Source organism: Jiangella endophytica, assembly GCF_003427025.1.
GTDB lineage: Bacteria > Actinomycetota > Actinomycetes > Jiangellales > Jiangellaceae > Jiangella > Jiangella endophytica.
The window spans coordinates 243,451-261,042 of sequence record NZ_QVAI01000008.1; the positions used below are offsets into that span (position 1 = coordinate 243,451).

General features: G+C 72.5%; 11 protein-coding genes. 1 reads left to right on the plus strand and 10 read right to left on the minus strand.

Annotation, left to right across the window (positions count from 1 at the left end):
* From DZA62_RS18120 to DZA62_RS18165, 10 genes are all read right to left on the minus strand, one after another.
* Window positions 1-666 (minus strand): EboA domain-containing protein, encoded by a 666-nt coding sequence (locus DZA62_RS18120; RefSeq protein ID WP_116950304.1) that lies wholly within the window; start codon window positions 664-666, stop codon window positions 1-3.
* Window positions 666-1,544: a sugar phosphate isomerase/epimerase family protein gene (locus DZA62_RS18125; protein ID WP_116950305.1), complete on the minus strand. Its 879-nt coding sequence runs from the start codon at window positions 1,542-1,544 to the stop codon at window positions 666-668. The genes DZA62_RS18120 and DZA62_RS18125 overlap by 1 nt, the downstream gene beginning before the upstream one ends.
* The gene (locus DZA62_RS18130; RefSeq protein WP_116950306.1) at window positions 1,541-2,515 is read right to left on the minus strand and encodes an SCO3242 family prenyltransferase; all 975 of its coding nucleotides are present in this window, start codon (window positions 2,513-2,515) and stop codon (window positions 1,541-1,543) included. Before DZA62_RS18130 ends, DZA62_RS18125 begins: the two co-directional genes overlap by 4 nt.
* Complete coding sequence (locus DZA62_RS18135; protein WP_116950307.1) at window positions 2,512-3,666, minus strand: inositol-3-phosphate synthase; 1,155 nt, start codon at window positions 3,664-3,666, stop codon at window positions 2,512-2,514. Before DZA62_RS18135 ends, DZA62_RS18130 begins: the two co-directional genes overlap by 4 nt.
* A 238-nt stretch (window positions 3,667-3,904) precedes the next feature.
* Window positions 3,905-10,201 carry a ThuA domain-containing protein gene (locus DZA62_RS18140; protein WP_408619085.1) on the minus strand — a complete coding sequence of 2,099 codons (6,297 nt, stop codon included), beginning with the start codon at window positions 10,199-10,201 and terminating at the stop codon, window positions 3,905-3,907.
* Window positions 10,202-10,422: 221 nt separating this feature from the next.
* Window positions 10,423-11,628, minus strand: a complete 1,206-nt coding sequence (locus tag DZA62_RS18145; protein WP_116950308.1) for a Gfo/Idh/MocA family protein — start codon at window positions 11,626-11,628, stop codon at window positions 10,423-10,425.
* 88 nt (window positions 11,629-11,716) lie between these two features.
* Window positions 11,717-12,781 (minus strand): substrate-binding domain-containing protein, encoded by a 1,065-nt coding sequence (locus DZA62_RS18150; RefSeq protein ID WP_116950309.1) that lies wholly within the window; start codon window positions 12,779-12,781, stop codon window positions 11,717-11,719.
* Between the two features lie 102 nt (window positions 12,782-12,883).
* Complete coding sequence (locus DZA62_RS18155; RefSeq protein WP_232827525.1) at window positions 12,884-13,954, minus strand: ABC transporter permease; 1,071 nt, start codon at window positions 13,952-13,954, stop codon at window positions 12,884-12,886.
* Window positions 13,951-15,441, minus strand: a complete 1,491-nt coding sequence (locus DZA62_RS18160) for a sugar ABC transporter ATP-binding protein (protein ID WP_116950357.1) — start codon at window positions 15,439-15,441, stop codon at window positions 13,951-13,953. Before DZA62_RS18160 ends, DZA62_RS18155 begins: the two co-directional genes overlap by 4 nt.
* A gap of 17 nt (window positions 15,442-15,458) precedes the next feature.
* The gene (locus DZA62_RS18165) at window positions 15,459-16,724 is read right to left on the minus strand and encodes an ROK family transcriptional regulator (protein WP_198663911.1); all 1,266 of its coding nucleotides are present in this window, start codon (window positions 16,722-16,724) and stop codon (window positions 15,459-15,461) included.
* Between the two features lie 468 nt (window positions 16,725-17,192).
* Here DZA62_RS18165 and DZA62_RS18170 point away from each other — a divergent pair, with 468 nt between their 5' ends.
* Window positions 17,193-17,573 carry a VOC family protein gene (locus tag DZA62_RS18170; RefSeq protein ID WP_116950310.1) on the plus strand — a complete coding sequence of 127 codons (381 nt, stop codon included), beginning with the start codon at window positions 17,193-17,195 and terminating at the stop codon, window positions 17,571-17,573.
* Window positions 17,574-17,592 lie beyond the last annotated feature (19 nt).

Consider the following 17,592-nt stretch of genomic DNA (forward strand, 5'->3'; position numbering starts at 1 on the left):
TCAGTCCTCCTGGGCGGGGACGGGGAAGCGGCCGGCCACCGCTTCCGGGTGGCGGCCGAGGATGCGCCAGGCGTCGCTGGGCACCGACCGTCCCGCGGCCACCCGCTCGTTGCCGTAGTCGGCGACCATGCGGGCCAGCTCCTCGTCGCCGCGTGCGTCGAGGTCGGCGACGGCGTCCAGCGGCACGCCGACGAACAGGCACTTCAGCACGCCCTGCCGCCAGGCCGCGGCGTCCAGGTGCCGCGCGGCGTACGGCCCCAGCGCGGCGGCCACCAGCCGGACGTCGTTCGTGCGCAGCGCGTCGGCCACCAGCGGCAGCCCGGCGTCGCCGAGGTCCAGCGCCGGCAGCGCCCGCAGCACCGCCCGTTTCTCGTCGGCGTCGCCGTAGCGGTACAGCTGGCCGACCTCTTCCACCAGCGCGGCCCGCTCCAGCCGGGCGGCGGCGGCTACCAGCAGCGCCGCCCGGGCCTCGTCCTCCAGGCGCGGGCTGCGCAGGCCGTCCGGGTCGGCCGGGTTGGACGGCCCGCGGGCCACCCGCCGCCCGACCGCCGGGAACAGCACCGAGATCCGCCGAGGGTCGCTCTCGACCTCCGCCAGCAGTGCGGCCAGCCGGCCTCGGGCATCGTCGTCGAGGTGCGGGGCCGTAGGTTCGATCGTCGCGCTCATCACGTTGCCTCCTCTCCCCCGTGTCCCGAACGTGCGGCGAGAGCCTGCGCCTCGGCCGCCCGCAGTGCCTCCAGTGAGCGGCGCGCGACAGCGGGCGCGGCGTGCCCGTGCCGCGGCAGCTCGACGGCGGCCAGGCCGCCATAGCCGACGTCGAGCAGCGCGCCGAGCGCCGCCGGCAGGTCGACCTCGCCCTCGCCGAACTCCAGGTGCTCGTGCACGCCCTCGACCATGTCGTCGACCTGCACGTTCGCCAGCAGCTGCCCGGCCTGGTGGACGCAGTCGGCGACGGTGCCCGCCTCGTTCGCGACGACGTGGCCGATGTCCAGCGTCACCCGCAGTCCTTCCGGGTCACCGAGCCGTTTGCGCAGCTCCAGCACCCCGGCGACGGTGTCGACGAACATCCCCGGCTCCGGCTCGAACGCGCAGACCATGCCCCGCCGGTCGGCCTCCTCCAGCACCGCCGCGACGCCGGACGTCAGCCGCCGCCAGCCCTCGTCGGCGCTCACCCCGCCGGGCAGCGTGCCGGACCAGAACGACACCGCCTCGGCGCCCAGTTCGGCGCCGATGCGAACCGCCCGGCACAGCAGGTCGACCCGGCGCTCCCGCCCGGCGTCGGACACCAGGTTCGGCTCGTGCTTGCGCCACGGGTCCAGCACGTACCGCGCGCCGGTCTCGATGACGACGGCGAGGTCCAGCTCGGCCAGCCGCTGCCCGGCCGCGACCGTCCGCGCGGACAGGTTCGGCGCGAACGGATCCAGGTGCGGGTGGTCGACGGTCAGCGCGACGCCGTCGTAGCCGAGCCCGGCGATGACGGCGAGGGCGTCGTCGAGCCGGTGGCTGCCGAACCCGTTGGTTCCGTACCCGAACCGCAGGCTCATGTCGGCGACACCACCTTCGACAGCGCCCGCACCGCTGGGCCGATGCCGACCACAGCGCCGGCCAGCGCCACCGCGCCGGCCCGCGCCAGCAGCGCCGACTGCAGCGGGATCACGCCGCGCACCCCGGAGCCGGTCGCCGACCGCACGGTCGCCGCGTCGGGCTGCCGGACCGCACCGAGCTGCGCCTTGCCGACGGTGGCGGCGTACAGCCCTGCGAATCCGGCCGCGGCCAGCGCCCCGGCCGGCGAAACCGCAGCTCGGTGGCTGTTGTCGCGCCCCTGGAGCTCTGCCGTCGGAAGCGACGGCAGAGCTCTATCGCGCGATGGCGCTCTGCCGTCTGATGCGACCGCAGACCTCCAGCGGGCCGGCAGGTACGGTGCGGCGGCCACCGCCGCCGCGGCAGCGGTCGCGCCGAGGGCGACCCGGGCCGACGACGGGGAAGCGCCGTGCACCTCGCCGCGGCTGAGCACCGTCACACCGACGGTGTGCGTGGCGACCGCCAGCGCCGGCAGCGCGGCCGCACGTTCCCGTCCGCCGGCGCCGAGCAGCACGTCGAGGCCGCGCGCCGCGCCCATGGCGACCGGACCGGCCGGCGTGGCCTTGGCGACGAGGTCGTACGCCCACACCGTCGCGGCGAGCGGGACGGCGACCCGCAGCGCCCGCCGGCCACCGGCCACCGCGGCCAGCCCCAGACCTGCGGCGGTGAGCCCCGACGCCACGGCCAGCGCCTGCCCCGGCGTCACCCGGCCGGACGGGATCGGCCGCTCCGGCCGCTCGACGCGGTCGAGGTCACGGTCGGCGTAGTCGTTCAGCGCCATGCCCGCCCAGTACAGGCAGGCCGAGGCCAGCGGCGTGACCGCGGTCCGGGCTCCGTACGGGAACCCGGACGCGGCCGCACCGGCCAGCGAGTCGCCCGGCACGGTCAGCGCCGCGGGCGCCCGCACCAGCTCGGCGACGTCGCGCAGCCTCATTCCGCGCCCCGGCCGGCCCGGTCGCACCACGCCACCAGCGCGTCCCACTGGGTGCTGAGCGCATGGACGTCGCTGCCGACCGGGTCCTTGAAGAAGAACCCGAGCTGCGGCATCGGCCCGGCCTCGCCCAGCTCGTGAGCCCGCGCCACCAGCCGGACGAGGTCCAGCACCAGCGGCGCGGCCAGCGAGGAGTCGCAGCCGGACCAGGTGAACTGCATGGACATCCGGGTGCCGAGGAAGCCCTCGAACGACACCAGGTCCCAGGCCGTCTTCCAGTCGCCGAGGTCGGGCACGTAGTCGATGTGCAGCGGCCCGTCGACCGGGTGGCCGAGGATCGACTCCAGGCCGTTCGCCTTGGTGGCGATCTTGCTGGCCGCGTTGTCCGGGTCGGCGAGCGTCTGCCCGTCGCCGCCGCCCAGCAGGTTCACCGACGACCACGAGCGCACCTTCAGCGCGCGCATCGCGAACATCGGCCCGAGCACGGTCTTGACCAGCGTCTCGCCGGTCTTGGCGTCGGAGCCGGCCCACGGGACGCCGCGCTCCAGCGCCAACTCGGCCAGCGCCGGGACCCGCGGACCCGGGCTCGGCGTGAACGCGACGTACGAACAGCCGGCCCGGAACGCGGCGTACGCGTACAGCGAGCTGCCCGGCAGCGGCGCCTCGCCCGCGTCCAGCGCGGCCTCCAGCTGCGCGAGCGTCGCCAGTGCCGCGACGTCGCCGGCAGGCGGCTCGGTGCTGGACACGTCGACGACGACCACGCGGTCCAGGCCGTGCTCGTCGCGGAACGCGCGCAGCTCGGCCTCGACGCGGTCCGCCGCCGACCGCTGCGTCCCCTGCCCGGCGACGACGCCGGGCCGGATCCGCTCGTCGGCGGCGGCGAGGTCGCCGGCCAGGACGGTGGCCAGCGCGGGCGGGAACACCCCGCCCGCGCTCAGCTCCTCGGCCCGCTTGCCCAGCGTGCCCTCGGCGACCTCGTGGCCGCCGATGACGACGCCGTCCAGCGCCGGCAGCCCGGCCGCCGCGACCTCCGGCAGCTCGGACACCATGCCGGTGTGCCCGGCCAGCCGGGACCGGATGGCCAGCAGCCCGACGGTGGTCGTGGTGGCCACCGACCCGCGGGCGCCGACGAACCAGATGCCGACGCCGCTCATGCCCGGACCCCTTCCAGCGCCACGCGAATGGCGCCCCGGTGCCGGCGCGGAGCGCGTCGCTCCGGCACCGGGGCCGGGAACCGGCGGATGCCGGCTCCCCGTCGCCCACGAGAGCCCGGCCCGGCGATCCGGGGCAGGGCCGAGGTGCCCTGGTCGCGGGTTCCGTTCCGGCGCGGTGCGCCGGACGGCAGCAGAACTCTCATGGTGACGTCTCCTTGGGGGTGGGGGTGGGAACTCGTTACTCGATGGCGGGCAACTCCCTGCCCTCTGCACGGTCCGGGTCGCCGTCGAGACGGCCCGTCCCGGTGAGCGCTTCGCCACCGTTGGCCCGGACACCGGCCGACGCCTGCCGTGGCGTGCCGCCGAGCCGGAGGATCATCGCGTCGGCGTCCCGGACGAGGGTGCCCCGCACCCCGGCGTCGGTGACCTTCGCGGTGACCGTGCTCTTGAACGTCTCCAGCGCGATCACGGCCCGGTCCTCGCGGCCCATGCCCTCCTGCCGGCGGGCGGTGGACAGCGACTTCTGCAGGTCCTTGGCCACCTGCGACGTGATGCGCCCGGCCGTCTGGAACTGGGTGATCAGGCTCTCCATGTCCGCGAACGACGTGGTGGAGAAGAACACCAGCTCCTGGATGGTCTCGTTGCCGGCCGCGTCCTCCGCGGTGACGACCAGCTCGTGCAGGCCGAGCGGGATCGCGTGCAGGGCGATGACGGCACCGGACTGGATGGCCGCGCCGTCCAGCGTCCCGGTCACGGTGACCGGGCCGTTGTCGGTGGCCGTCCAGGTGACGGTCAGGTTCTGGCTGTCGCCGTAGAGCTGGCCGTGCGCGACGCCGCTGACCGACAGGACCGGCGCGGACCCGTCGACGGTCACGGTGACCGCCTTCGCGTCCTCGGCGTTCCCGGCCTCGTCCGTCGAGCGGTACAGCAGCTCGTGCTCGCCGTCGCCGCTGACCGTGACCGGCCCGCCGTACGCCGTCCAGTCACCGCCGTCGAGCGACCACTCGGTGGCCGCGACGCCGGAGGTGGCGTCGGTGGCCGCGAGGGTGACGTCGACGGCGCCGCCCGCGCCGCCGCCGTCGAGCGTGGCGGTCGTGACCGGCGGGGTGGCGTCCTTCGCGACCGCCACCGGCACCGGCGCGGACACGTTGCCGGCGGTGTCGGTGCCCCGGAACTCCAGGGCGTGCTCGCCGTCGGCGTCCACGACCACCGCACCGGTGTACGGCGTCCAGTCGCCGCCGCCGATCCGGTACTCCAGCGCGACCTCGCCGCCCTGGTCGTCGGTGCCCACCGCCGTGACCGACACCGGGCCGGTCCACCAGCCGTTCTGGCCGGTCGGCTCGGCCGGATCGAGGGCGACCTCGACCGTCGGCGCCGTCTCGTCGACGAGTTCCTGGATGCGGATGTTGCGGAAGTAGTTCTGGTCCGCCGCACCGTGGTTCTGGATACCGATGTAGCTGGGCTGGTTCATCCGGTTCGGGTCGGTGTCGGTGTAGTCGTTGATCAACTCACCGTTGAGGTACACCCGGATGCGGTCGCCCTGGACCACGATCTCGTACTCGTTCCACTCCCCCGGCGGGTTGAGGGCGGCGTCGCGAGCGGCCTGGTCGGCGCCCTGGAACGCGTAGATCGCACCGGTCGTGCGGTCGGGCGCGTCGGTGGCGTCGATCTGGATCTCGTGACCCTGGTTGACGGCGACCCACGGGTCGGTCCCCGGGTTCGGGAACCCGACGAAGACGCCGGAGTTGTCGTCGCCCGGCATCATCCAGTCCAGCTTGAGGCTGTAGTCCTCGTAGGAGTCCGCCGAGTACCAGTACAGGCCCATGCCGCCCTCGGACAGCAGCGTGCAGTCCTCGGTGAGCGCGAACCCGCCCGGACCGGCCATCTGCCAGCCGGCCAGGCTGGCCTCGGTGCCATCGAAGAGGCTGGTGTAGCCCTCCTCCGGCGTCGCCGGCTCGCAGGCCTGCTGGCCGCCGGTGACGCGGAAGTGGTCGTACGTCACCGTCTGCGGCTCGGACTGCGAGGTGCCGATGGCGAACAGGCCGACCCGCACGTCGCCGGACGCCAGCGCGGTGTTGGTGACCGACTCCGCCAGCTCGGTCCAGGTCTGGCCGTCGGCGCTGTAGGCGCCGCTGTAGGTGTCGCCGGACCGGGACAGCCGCAGGTGCCAGACGCCCTGGGTGAGCGCCGTGACCTGGGGCTGCGGGTCCTGGATGACGGCGCCGACCTCGCTGCGCAGCTCGATGCGGCGTGCCACCGGCTGGCCGGCCGGATTGTCCACGACGAAGTCGAACTTGACGTAGTTGTCGTCGTCGCCGTGGACGATCAGACCGCCCTGCTGGTACTGCTCGACCAGCGCGGACGCGTCGACCACCGTCTCGATGGTCCACTCGTCGCCCGCGGGCGCGGGCTGGAGCATGAAGTTCCCCGGCAGCGGGTCGGTGTTGCCGGTGTAGATGTCGCCGTTCGGGGTGTCGATCTCCAGCTTGCCGCCGGCGACCCGGTAGCCCGCGTCGTCCGGCCGCAGCACGGTCCAGCGGCAGCCGTCCAGCGTCGTGCCGTCGAACTCGTCGTCCGGCGTCGTGGGCGTGGCGGTGTCGTCGGGCGTGATGTGGAACGAGTCGAACGCGACGTCGGTGACCGGCTGGCCGGTGCCGGACAGCGCGACCAGGCCGATCTTCGGGTCCTCGATGCCGGCCAGGCTCTTCGTCTGCGGCATCTCGGTGAAGTTCACGCCGTCGGCGCTGTACGCGGCCCGCAGGTTGGCGCCGTCGCTGATGTAGCGCACCCAGACGGTGTCCGGGTAGGCCGCGCCCAGGTTGGCGGTGTTGCTCTCGCCGACCTCGTTGGGCGCGCCGTTCTCCTCGCGGATGAACTGGAAGATGCGCGCCGCCGGGTTCGACGTGCCGGTGTCGCGGCCCTCGAGCACCATCTTGGCGTAGTTGTCGTCGTCGCCGTAGATGATCAGGCCGGCCTGCTGGTAGGCCCGGTAGGCCTGCATGGTCAGCTTCGCGGTCGCGGTGAACGGCCCGTCCGGCAGGTCCTGCAGGACGATGTTCGGCGTGTCGGTGTTGTTCGTGCCGTAGATGTCGGTGGCCGTCGCCGGCAGCACCAGCGCACCGTCCTCGACCACGAGGTCCTGGTTCTCCCGGACGACGGTGGTCCAGCGGTCGCGGTCCAGCGTCGTGCCGTCGAACCCGTCGGACCGCCCGTTCAGGCAGACCGGCGGCTCTGATGTCACAGGGGCCACGTCAATCGAGACGTGCTCGGTCGCCGCGGCGCCGCGCGCGTCGGTCACCGTCACGGAGGCGTCGTAGCTGCCCGCCTCGGTGTAGGTGTGCGACGCCGCCGGCCCGCTGGCGGTACCGCCGTCGCCGAAGACCCACGCGTAGGTGAGCGGGTCGTCGCCCTCCGGGTCGGTGGCGCTGGCCTCGAACGCGACGTCCAAAGGCACGGTGCCACTGGTCGGCGTCGCGGTCAGCTCGACGTCGGGCCGCTGGTTGTCGGTGACGCCGCGGCCGGTGAAGTCGATCCAGTTGACGTTGAGCTGGCCGGAGACGTTGACGAAGTACAGCGGGCCGCTGTCGTCGGCCGTCTCGCCACTGACCTCGCCGGTGAAGTAGTCGTAGGTCTGCCAGGCGCCGGTCGGGTTCACCGTGATGGTGGCCACCGTCGGTCCCTCGGGTGAGCCGGTGCGGACCTCGACCGTCGACGCGCCGGTCGGCGTCGCCGCCCGCAGCGTGATGCTGTCGATGTTCGTGAGGTTCATCGGGTCCCAGGCCCACCAGTCACCGGGCTCGATGAAGCCGATGTTCTGGCTGCCGCCCAGGACGTCGCCGGTGGTCTCGCGTTGCACGCCCGGGTCGCCGCCGGACGTGGAGCCCTCCAGCCGACCGGTGAGGTCGAAGTGCTCGGCCTCGCGCCGCTTGGGCTGCAGGACCAGCACCTCCTGGCCGGTCAGTGCGCGGACGTTCGGCGCGCCGTTGTCGGTGTAGGTGACCGTGACGGTGCCGAAGATGTTCGCGCCGAGGTGACCCTCGTCGCCGGGCAGCGGGAACACGCCCTCGCAGCCGAAGTTCTCGGCGTACCCGTGCGAGTGTTCGTCGTGCCCGAGCGCCGGCTGCGTGACGATGCGCGCGCAGTCGGCCTGGCCGTCCTCGGCGTCGGTGGCGCTCACCTCGTAGCGGATGGTGTCGCCGAACTCGAAGAACCCGCCGTTCGGGGGCCAGGCGACCTGAACGTCGGGCGCGGTGTTGCCGGCCGCGATCTCGACGTTGGCGATGTCCTGCAGGCCGTCCTGGTCGGTGACGGTCAGCGCGACCGTGTAGTCGCCGGCCGTGGTGTACGTGTGCGTGGCCTCTTGATCAGTACTGTCGGTGGAGCCATTTCCGTCGAAGTCCCACGCGTAGGTGATCGGTCCGCCCTCGGGGTCGATCGACGCGGTGGCGTCGAAGGACACCTCCAGCGGCAGCGGGCCGGACGTCGCGCTGGCGCTGATGCGCGCCACCGGCGCCCGGGTGCCCTGCACGTAGTCGATGCGGTAGACGCCGGAGTCGGCGTTGTTGCCGCCGAAGCCGCTGCCCCACTCGATCAGGTACAGCGCGCCGTCGGGGCCGAACTCCAGCGCGTGCGGGCGGGCGAAGGGCCAGTCCGGGAAGACCGCGTTGATGTCCGTGACGGCCGCCCCGGTCTGGTCCAGCTGGAACGAGTACAGGTTGCCCTGGTTCCACTCGCCGAAGATCGCCTTGCCGTCCCAGTAAGCCGGCCACTTGCGCTCCGACACGAGGTCCGGGTCGTAGCGGTACACGCCGCCGGCCATCGGGGCTCCGCCGCCGCCGATCTCCGGGAACAGCGGGTTCGTGGAGTAGCCGTACCAGACCTCCGCCTCGATGGCGGCCGGCAGCTGGGTCAGGCCGGTGTTGTTCGGCGAGTTGTTCACCGGCGCGCCGCAGTTGAAGGCCGCGCCCGATGCGTTGGTGGCGAAGTCGAAGTCGATGTACGGCGTGTTGTTGCCCACGCAGTACGGCCAGCCGTAGAAGCCGGGCTCGTCGACGATGTTCCACTCCACCCGGCCGTCCGGACCGCGGCTGGGGTTCGCGCTGCCGGCGTCCGGTCCGTAGTCGGCGACCATGAGCGTGTTCGTCGCCGGGTCCAGGCCGATGCGGAACGGGTTGCGGAAGCCCATCGCGAAGATCTCCGGGCGGGTCTGCGCCGTGCCCGGCGGGAACAGGTTGCCCGCGGGGACCGCGTAGCCGCCCTCGTCCAGCGGGGTGATGCGCAGCACCTTGCCGCTCAGGCTGTTGCTGTTGGCCGACGTGCGCTGGGCGTCCCAGAGCTCCCGGCCGGGCCGCTCGTCGATCGGCGCGTAGCCGCTGGAGGCGAACGGGTTCGTGTTGTCGCCGGTGGTGAGGTACAGGTTGCCGTCGTTGTCGAACTCGAGCGCGCCGCCGGCGTGGCAGCACTCCACCCGGTTGGTCGGGTACTCGATGATGACGGTCTCGCTGGCGAGGTCGAGCGTCTCACCGGTCAGCGTGAACCTCGACACCCGGTCGATCGCCTCGCCGCCCGCCGGCGCGTAGGTGAGGTAGACCCAGCCGTTGGTGGTGAAGTCCGGATCCAGCGCGATGCCCATCAGGCCGAACTCCTGGCCGGTGTACACGCTCAGCGTCCCGGTGGTGGTGGCCGAACCGTCCGGCCGAATCAGCCGGACCGCGCCGTTGCGGTCGATGTACAGCACGCGGCCGTCGTCGGCGACCGCCAGCTCCATCGGGTTGCTGGTGGTGTCGTCGAGCGTCACCTTCTCGAAGCTGTCCGGCTTGCTGGCGGAGCAGTCGGCCGGCGTGACGCCCGCCGCGGTCTCGATGCCGCCGAGGACCAGCTGGAGGAAGTCGGGCTCGGAGTACGACTCGATGGTGTGGCCGAGGCCGGTGTACCAGGACCGGCCGCCGTCGTAGTCCTGGCACCAGGTGATCGGGTGGTCGGCGCCCATCGCGCCGCCACCCGGCGAGTACGACTTCTCGTCCAGCGACGTCAGCACGTGCACGTTGCCGCGCGGGTTGGACTGGTAGTTGTACCACTCGTCGAACCGGGACCAGAGCGGGTCGAGGTGCTGGGTCGACGGGTGTGCCGGGTCCTCCACCTTGACCGTCGCGGTCTGGTTCTGCGGGTGGCTGGCGAAGTAGGCGCCGACCAGCCCGCCGTACCACGGCCAGCTGTACTCGGTGTCGGACGCGGAGTGGATGCCCGCATACCCGCCGCCGTTCTGGATGTACCGCTCGAACGCCGCCTGCTGGTCGGCGTTGAGCACGTCACCGGTGGTCGACAGCCAGACGACCGCGTCGTACTGGGCGAGGTTCTCGTCGGTGAACGCCGCGGCGTCCTCCGTCGCGGTGACGTCGAACTCGTGCTGGGTGCCCAGCTGCTGGATCGCCGCGATGCCCGCGGGGATCGAGTCGTGCCGGAACCCCGCGGTCTTCGAGAACACCAGGATCGAGTAACCACCGTGGCCCGGGTGGGCCGCCGCCGGAGGCGCCATCGCGGCGACCGCCAGCGGCACCGCCGTCACGACGGCAGCGCCTGCCGCCAATAATCGCCGCGCCCATCGGCGGGCGCGTTGCGCGGGATGACTCACCACAGTCTCCTTCGACTGTCGGGAACGGATGATGCGCTCCGTGCCCGGGGTCGCCCCCGGTGGTACTACTCGGCCGAACCATGCTTCTCCGGTGAGGCCGATATGTCCGGCCCTGCGTGCTGCTCTCAGGCGGGTGCGGGAACCTCCGTCCACGCGCTGCCGGCGGCGGCGCTGTCCTCGACGGCGGCCAGGACGCGCTGCACGGCCAGGCCGTCGGCGAACGACGGCTCCGGGTCGCGGCCCTCGCCGATCGCCGTCAGCAGGTCGACGGCCTGGTGGGTGAAGGCGTGCTCGTAGCCGAGCCCGTGCCCCGCGGGCCACCAGGCGCTGACGTACGGGTGGCTGGGCTCGGTGACCAGCACCCGCCGGAAGCCGGCCAGCCGGTCGTCCTCGGTGTTGTCGAAGAGGTTGAGGACGTTCATGTCCTCGAAGTCGAACGCGAGGCTGCCCTTCGACCCGTTGATCTCGATGCGGATCGCGTTCTTGCGGCCGGTCGCGAACCGGGTCGCCTCGAACGAGGCCACCGCTCCCCCGGTGAACCGCGCCAGGAACAGCGCGGTGTCGTCGACGGTGACGGCGCCCAGCTCGGCCTCGGCCGTCGCCGATCCCGCCAGCCCGGTGAACGAGTCCGGGATCGGGCGCTCCTTGACGAACGTCTCGAGGATCGCGCTGACGCCGGTGATGCGCTCGCCGGTGATGAACTGCGTGAGGTCGACGATGTGCGCGCCGATGTCGCCGAGCGCGCCGGACCCGGCCCGTTCCTTCTGCAGCCGCCACGACAACGGCGCAGCCGGATCGGCGATCCAGTCCTGCAGGTACTGCGCGCGGACGTGGTGCAACTGCCCGAGCCGGCCCTCGGCCACCAGCTGCCGGGCCAGCGCGATGGCCGGCACCCGGCGGTAGGTGAAGCCGACCAGGCTGCGCACCCCGGACTCCGCCGCCTTCTCCGCCGCCTCGACCATGGCCTCGGCCTCGGCCACGCTGTTGGCGAGCGGCTTCTCGCAGAGCACGTGCTTGCCGGCCTCGAGGGCCGCGATCGCGATCTCGGCGTGCGTGTCGCCGGGGGTGCAGACGTCGACCAGGCCCACGTCGTCGCGGGCGACGAGCCGCCGCCAGTCCGTCTCGACGCTCTCCCACCCGAAGCGTCTGGCGACGTCGCCGGCCGCTTCACTGTTCCGGCCGCCCAGCGCCACCAGGCGCGGGACCACGGGAACGTCGAAGAAACTCGGCGCGTTGCGCCAGGCCTGGGAGTGGGCCGCCCCCATGAACGCGTAGCCCACCATCCCGATGCCCAGTGACGTGGCCGGAGTCGGCGTGTCGTCAACCGTCATGTGCTGTGCCTTCCGTTGTGTGCCCCCGTTGGTGACGGGCGAGGCCGTGGCGGGGCCGGCGCCGGCCCCGCCACCTCGCCCGTCCTGATCAGGACTCGAACGCCAGGGGGAGGTACTGCTCGACGTTGTCGGCGTTGACGACCGGAGCGTTCAGCACGATCCGGCGCGGTACCTCGACCTGGACCAGGTCCGACATCCCCTTGTTCTGCGCCAGCAGCCGGGCCAGCCGGATGCCGTCAGCAGCCTGCGTCGGCGGGTAGAGGATGGTCGCCTCCATCTCGCCGTCCTGGATCCACCGCATCGCGTTCGCCGAACCCGCACCGCCGATGAAGAAGAACTCGTCGCGGCCGGCGTTGTCGAACGCCTGCTTGACGCCGACGCCCTGGTCGTCGTCATGGTTCCAGATGATGTCGATCTGCGGCGCCGCCTGGAGCAGGTTCGACGCCTGCTCCTCGCCGGACTCGACGGTGAACTCGGCGGCGACGCGGTTGTCGACGGTCTGCCCGCAAGCCTCCAGCGCGTCGGCGAAGCCCTGCGAGCGGTCCTGGGTCAGCGGCAGCGAGTCGATGCCGGCGATCTCGGCGATCACCGGGTCGGCGATGCCGTTCTCCTCGATCAGCCCGCAGGCGTAGGTGCCGGCCGAGACACCCATGCCGTAGTTGTCGCCGAGGATCGTGGTGCGGGCGGCGAACGGGGTGGAGAACTCGCGGTCGACGTTGACGACCGGGATGCCGGCCTCCATCGCCCGAGTGGCCACCTCGGTGAGCTGGGCGCCGTCGGTCGGCAGCAGCACGATCGCGTCGACACCCTCGTTGATGAACGTCTCGATCTGGCTGATCTGCAGGTTGGCGTCGTTGGTGGCCTCGGCGGTGCGCAGCTCGACGTCGTCGTAGCTCTCCGCCTCGGCGATGGCCGAGTCGTTGACGGCGGCCAGCCAGCCGTGGTCGGCCTCGGGGCCGGAGAAGCCGATGACGACGGTCTCGCCGGGCTCGTCGTTGCCGCCGGAGGGCGCTTCGCCGCCGGTCTCCGCGGCCGGCTCGTTCTCCTCCTCCGGCTCGTTGCTGGTGCAGCTGGCCACGAGGGCCCCCGCCGCGAACACGGCGGCGGTGGCCGTCAGCAACCGGCGGCGCGGCCGGTTCGTACGTACGGACATGGGTCTCTCCTCGTCATTGATTCGGTCCCGGACTGCCCGTCCGGCGGGTGCGCTCTTGGGGGTGGCTCTGGGGACGTACGGCGGGGCCGGTCGGCCCGGCCGCTAGGTCGAGTCGCTGCTGCGGACCGCGACCCGCTGCTGGAGGAGCACGGCGACGACGATGATCGCGCCCTTGGCGACGGCCTGGGTCGAACTGTCGAGGTTGTTGAGGGTGAACACGTTGGTCAGCGTGGTGAAGATCAGCACGCCGATGATGGTGCCGACGATGGTGCCGCGGCCGCCGGTGAGCAGCGTCCCGCCGATGACCACGGCGGCGATGGCGTCCAGCTCGTACAGCTGGCCGTGGGTCGCGCTGCCGGTGCCGGTGCGGGCGGTCAGCATGATCGCGGCGATGCCGCAGGCCAGCCCCAGCACCACGTACAGCAGGACGGTGTGCCGCTTGACCGCGATGCCGGCCAGGCGCGCCGCCGTGGCGTTGCCGCCGACGGCGATGGTGCGCCGGCCGAACGTGGTGCGGTTGAGCAGCACCCAGCCGATGGCGCTCACGACCGCGAAGATCCACACCAGCACGGGGATGCCGATGAAGTCGCCGTTGATGAAGTCGACCAGCCCGCGGACGTCGACGATCTGGGTGCGCTTCTCGGAGATGATCTCGGCCAGGCCGCGGGCGGCGGCGAACATCGCCAGCGTCGCGATGAACGGCGCCATGCCTCCGTAGGCGATGAGTAGGCCGTTGACCAGCCCGCAGCCGATGCCCACCGCGCAGGCGACGAAGACCATCATCAGCCAGTGGGTGTCCTCGGCCATCGTCTGCGTGGCCAGGGTGGTGGCCCAGACCGACGAGAGCGCGACGATGGCGCCGACCGACAGGTCGATGCCGCCGCCGATGATCACGAACGTCATGCCGATGCTGACGACGCCGATGACCGAGGCCAGCCGGAGCACCGTCAGCATGTTGTCGGTGCTGGCGAACCGGTCGCCGGCGGTCGCCACGCCCACGATGCAGAGCACGACCAGCGCGATCACCAGGCCGAGGTTGCGGCCGAACGGACTGCTCATGAACCGGACGAAGCCGGATCGGGTCTCGCCCTCGGCCGCGGCGGCCGCCTCGATGCGGCGGTGCTCGTCGGCGGGCGGGGTGGCCGGCGGTGCGGCCGGAGTCTGGTCGCTCACGCTGCGCTCCCTTCCATGACCAGGTCGAGGACCCGGTGCTCGTCGATGTCGTCGGCCGGCCCGGTGTGCACGACGACCCCTTCCCGCAGGACCAGCACCCGGTCGGCCAGGCCGAGCACCTCGGGGACCTCACTGCTGACCAGGACGACGGCGACACCGTCGTCGGCGAGCCGGCGGACGAGCGCGTAGATCTCGCTGCGCGCCCCCACGTCGACCCCTCGCGTCGGCTCGTCCAGCAGCAGCACCCGGCACTCCCGGAGCAGCCACCTGGCGAGGACGATCTTCTGCTGGTTGCCGCCCGACAGCGTGCGGACGGCGCGGTCGACGTCGGGCGGACGGACGTCGAGCGCCTTCACGTGTTCGGTGGCGGCGCGCTTCTCGCCGCCGCGGTTGAGGAACCCGCCGCGGGCGAACCGCCCCATGGTGGCGAGGCTGACATTGCGGTAGACGGCCTCGTCGAGCAGCAGGCCCTGGCTCTTGCGCTCCTCGGGGCACAGGCCGACGCCGGCGCCCACGGCGGCCCGGACGTGCCCGTTGCGCAGCCTCTTCCCGTCGACGCTGACCGTTCCGGAGGACGCCTTGCGGGCACCGTAGATGGTCTCGAGGATCTCCGAGCGGCCGGAGCCGACCAGCCCGGCCAGCCCGACGATCTCGCCGGCCCGGACGTCGAAGTCGACCCCGCTGAACGCCTTGCCGGCCGAGAGGTCACGGACCGCGAGCACGACCGCGCCGTCGCCGTCACCGTCACGCGAGGTCGGCTGCGGGAACACGTACTCGATGTCGCGGCCGGTCATGCGCCGGGTGAGCTCGCGCGTCGGCGTGTCGCGGGCGGGCAGGCCGGTGGCGACGGTGCGGCCGTCCTTGAGGACGGTGACGCGGTCGCCGATCTCACGGATCTCCTCCAGCCGGTGCGAGATGTAGACCACGGCGACGCCCTCGGCCTGCAGGTCGCGGATGACCTTGAACAGCCGGGCGACCTCCTCCTGGTCGAGGACCGCCGACGGCTCGTCCATGATGATCAGCTTGACGTCGTGGGACAGCGCCCGCGCCATGCTGACGATCTGCTTGCCGGCCGCGGACAGGGTGCCGACCTCGCGGCGCGGCGAGATCTCCGGATGGCCGAGCCGGGCCAGCAGCGCCGCGGCCTGCTTCTGGGCGTCGCCGCGGCGGGAGAATCCGGCCGCCGCCAGCTCGTGGCCGAGGTAGATGTTCTCGGCGACGGACAGGCCGTCGACGAGGTCGAGCTCCTGGTAGATGGTCGCGATGCCGTTCTTCATCGCCGCCATCGGGGTGCCGAGCCGGATCTCCTCGCCCTGCCAGCGGATCTCGCCCTCGTCCGGCTGGTGCGCGCCGGCCAGCACCTTGATCAGCGTCGACTTGCCGGCTCCGTTCTGGCCGAGCAGGCAGTGCACCTCGCCGGAGCGGACCTCGAGGTCGACGCCGTCGAGGGCCCGGACGCCGGGGAAGACCTTGACGATGCCGGTCATCTGCAGCAGCGGGTCGCTCACGCCATACCTCCGGGGAGTGGGGTCGGAATCGAGGGGGCCGCCGCCGCACCCACCGTCGCGGGGTCGGTGAAGACGGCCTCCAACGCGACGTGCGCGCCACCGCGGCAGGCGGCGGTGAAGCCGAGCGCCGACAGCTCGATGCGGCAGCCGCCCCGCGCCGGCGCGACGACCCGTTCGTCCAGCTCGGTCTCCATGGCCGGCAGGAAGAACTCGCCGAGCGCCGCGAAGTAGCCGCCGAGGACGATCACCCGCGGGTTGAACAGGTTGACCAGGATGGCCGCGCCGAGCCCGAGCGCGGTGCCGACCGCCTCGATGCCGCGCAGCGTGCGCCCGTCGCCGAGCGAGGCGCGGCGGCGGATCTCGGCCAGCCGGACCTCGAGGTCGACCGAGGGGTCGGTGACCGGGTCGTCCTTGTCGGCCACCTCGCGCAGCAGTGCCGCGAGGCCGACCGACGCCTCCCAGCAGCCGAGCTTGCCGCAGCCGCAGCGGTGCGCGGGGTCGCCGATCGGCATGTGCCCGATCTCGCCGCCGTAGCCCTCGGTGCCACGCAGCAGGACGCCGTCGGAGATGACGCCGCCGCCGACGCCGGTCTCGCCGGTGACGTAGACGAGGTCGCCGGTGCCGGCCGAGGAGCCCATCGCGTATTCGGCCAGCGCGCTGAGGTTGGCGTCGTTGTCGACCCGGATGGTCGCGCCCGGACCGGCCAGGCGTGCGGCCAGCTCGTCGGCGATGCGCACTTCACGCCAGCCGATGTTCGGCGCGTGCCGCAGCACACCGGGCGCCGTCTCGACCATGCCCGGGATGCCGACGGTGATGCCGGCGACGTCGTGGCCCTTGGCCGCGGAGTCGTCGACCGCGGCCGCGATGGCGGCGGCCAGCTCGTCCAGCGTCTTCTCCACGCCCAGCCGCGGCACGTCGAGCGGGGTGCGGACGTAGCTGACCTGTTCGCCGCGCAGGTCGAGCACGAGGACGGCGACGTAGTCGACGTTGACCTCGGCGCCCAGCCCGCAGATGCGGCCGTCGATCTCGACCGTCTGCCCCGGCCGGCCCACGCCGCCGCCGCGCTCGACGTCGCCGTCGCGGACCAGACCCAGCTCCGCGAGCTCGGCGACCAGGCTGGAGACGGTGGCCTTGTTGAGGCCGGTGTCGGCGGCGATACGGGCCCGCGAGCGCGGTCCGTGGTCGCGCAGGTCGCGCAGCACCATCGCGAGGTTGTGCCGTCGCAGGAACACCTGGTCGGCGGGCGCGGACGTGTCTGTCATGCGTGCCCCCTCTCCCGGCGTGACCTGCATCACGGGTGTTCGTCGGTTGGGACAACAAACTAGGAAGAGCGGCCACTGAAGGTCAAGAGTTACGAACGAGTTTCTTCGGGTGACCAGCCGATGACGTTCGAACGACGGAGGGGCCGCCAGCGGCGCCGGGATCCACAGGAGGATCCGGTCCATACCAGGCGATATGCCGCCTGAGCTGGGAGTTGGTCGGCCAGAGTGAGGACCGGGCACGCGGCGGCCGGCAGCCGGAGCGACGAGGTCACGGTTCGGCAACATCCGGCGCCGGGCCGACAGAACGACAGCACTGAATCCAGGTTTCATGCATACGAACGGCGAACTTCTGACTTTCATTGGACAAAGTAGCGAACCGTTTCAATGCCACCTGCGACCGGCCGCGGGGTGCGGTGCGGGTGGCGGGCCGCTGGGGCGAGGCGACGTCGGCACGTAGCATCACGGCCCATGCATCGCAGCCGCCTCTCGACCCTGCTCATCGACGCGCCGGCCGACCAGGCCGGGCAGAGCGTGGCGTTCTGGACCGCCGCGCTCGGCACCACCAGCCAGTGCCCGCCCGGCGAGCCGCAGTTCCACTCGCTGGCCGAGGCCGTCCCCGGGCTCGTGACCGCCGTCCAGTCGGTGGAGGACGCGCCGCGCTACCACGTCGACATCGAGACCGACGACGTCGCCGCCGAGGTGGCCCGGCTCACCGCGCTCGGCGCCGCCGAGGTCGGCAACTGGCAGGGCTGCCACACCCTGCGGGTGCCGGGTGGGCACCTGCTGTGCGTGATTCCGGTGCACAGCGACCCGGCGGAGTTCGCCGCCGCGGCCCGGGTCTGGGAGTAGCGATAGCGCGAGCCGGCCG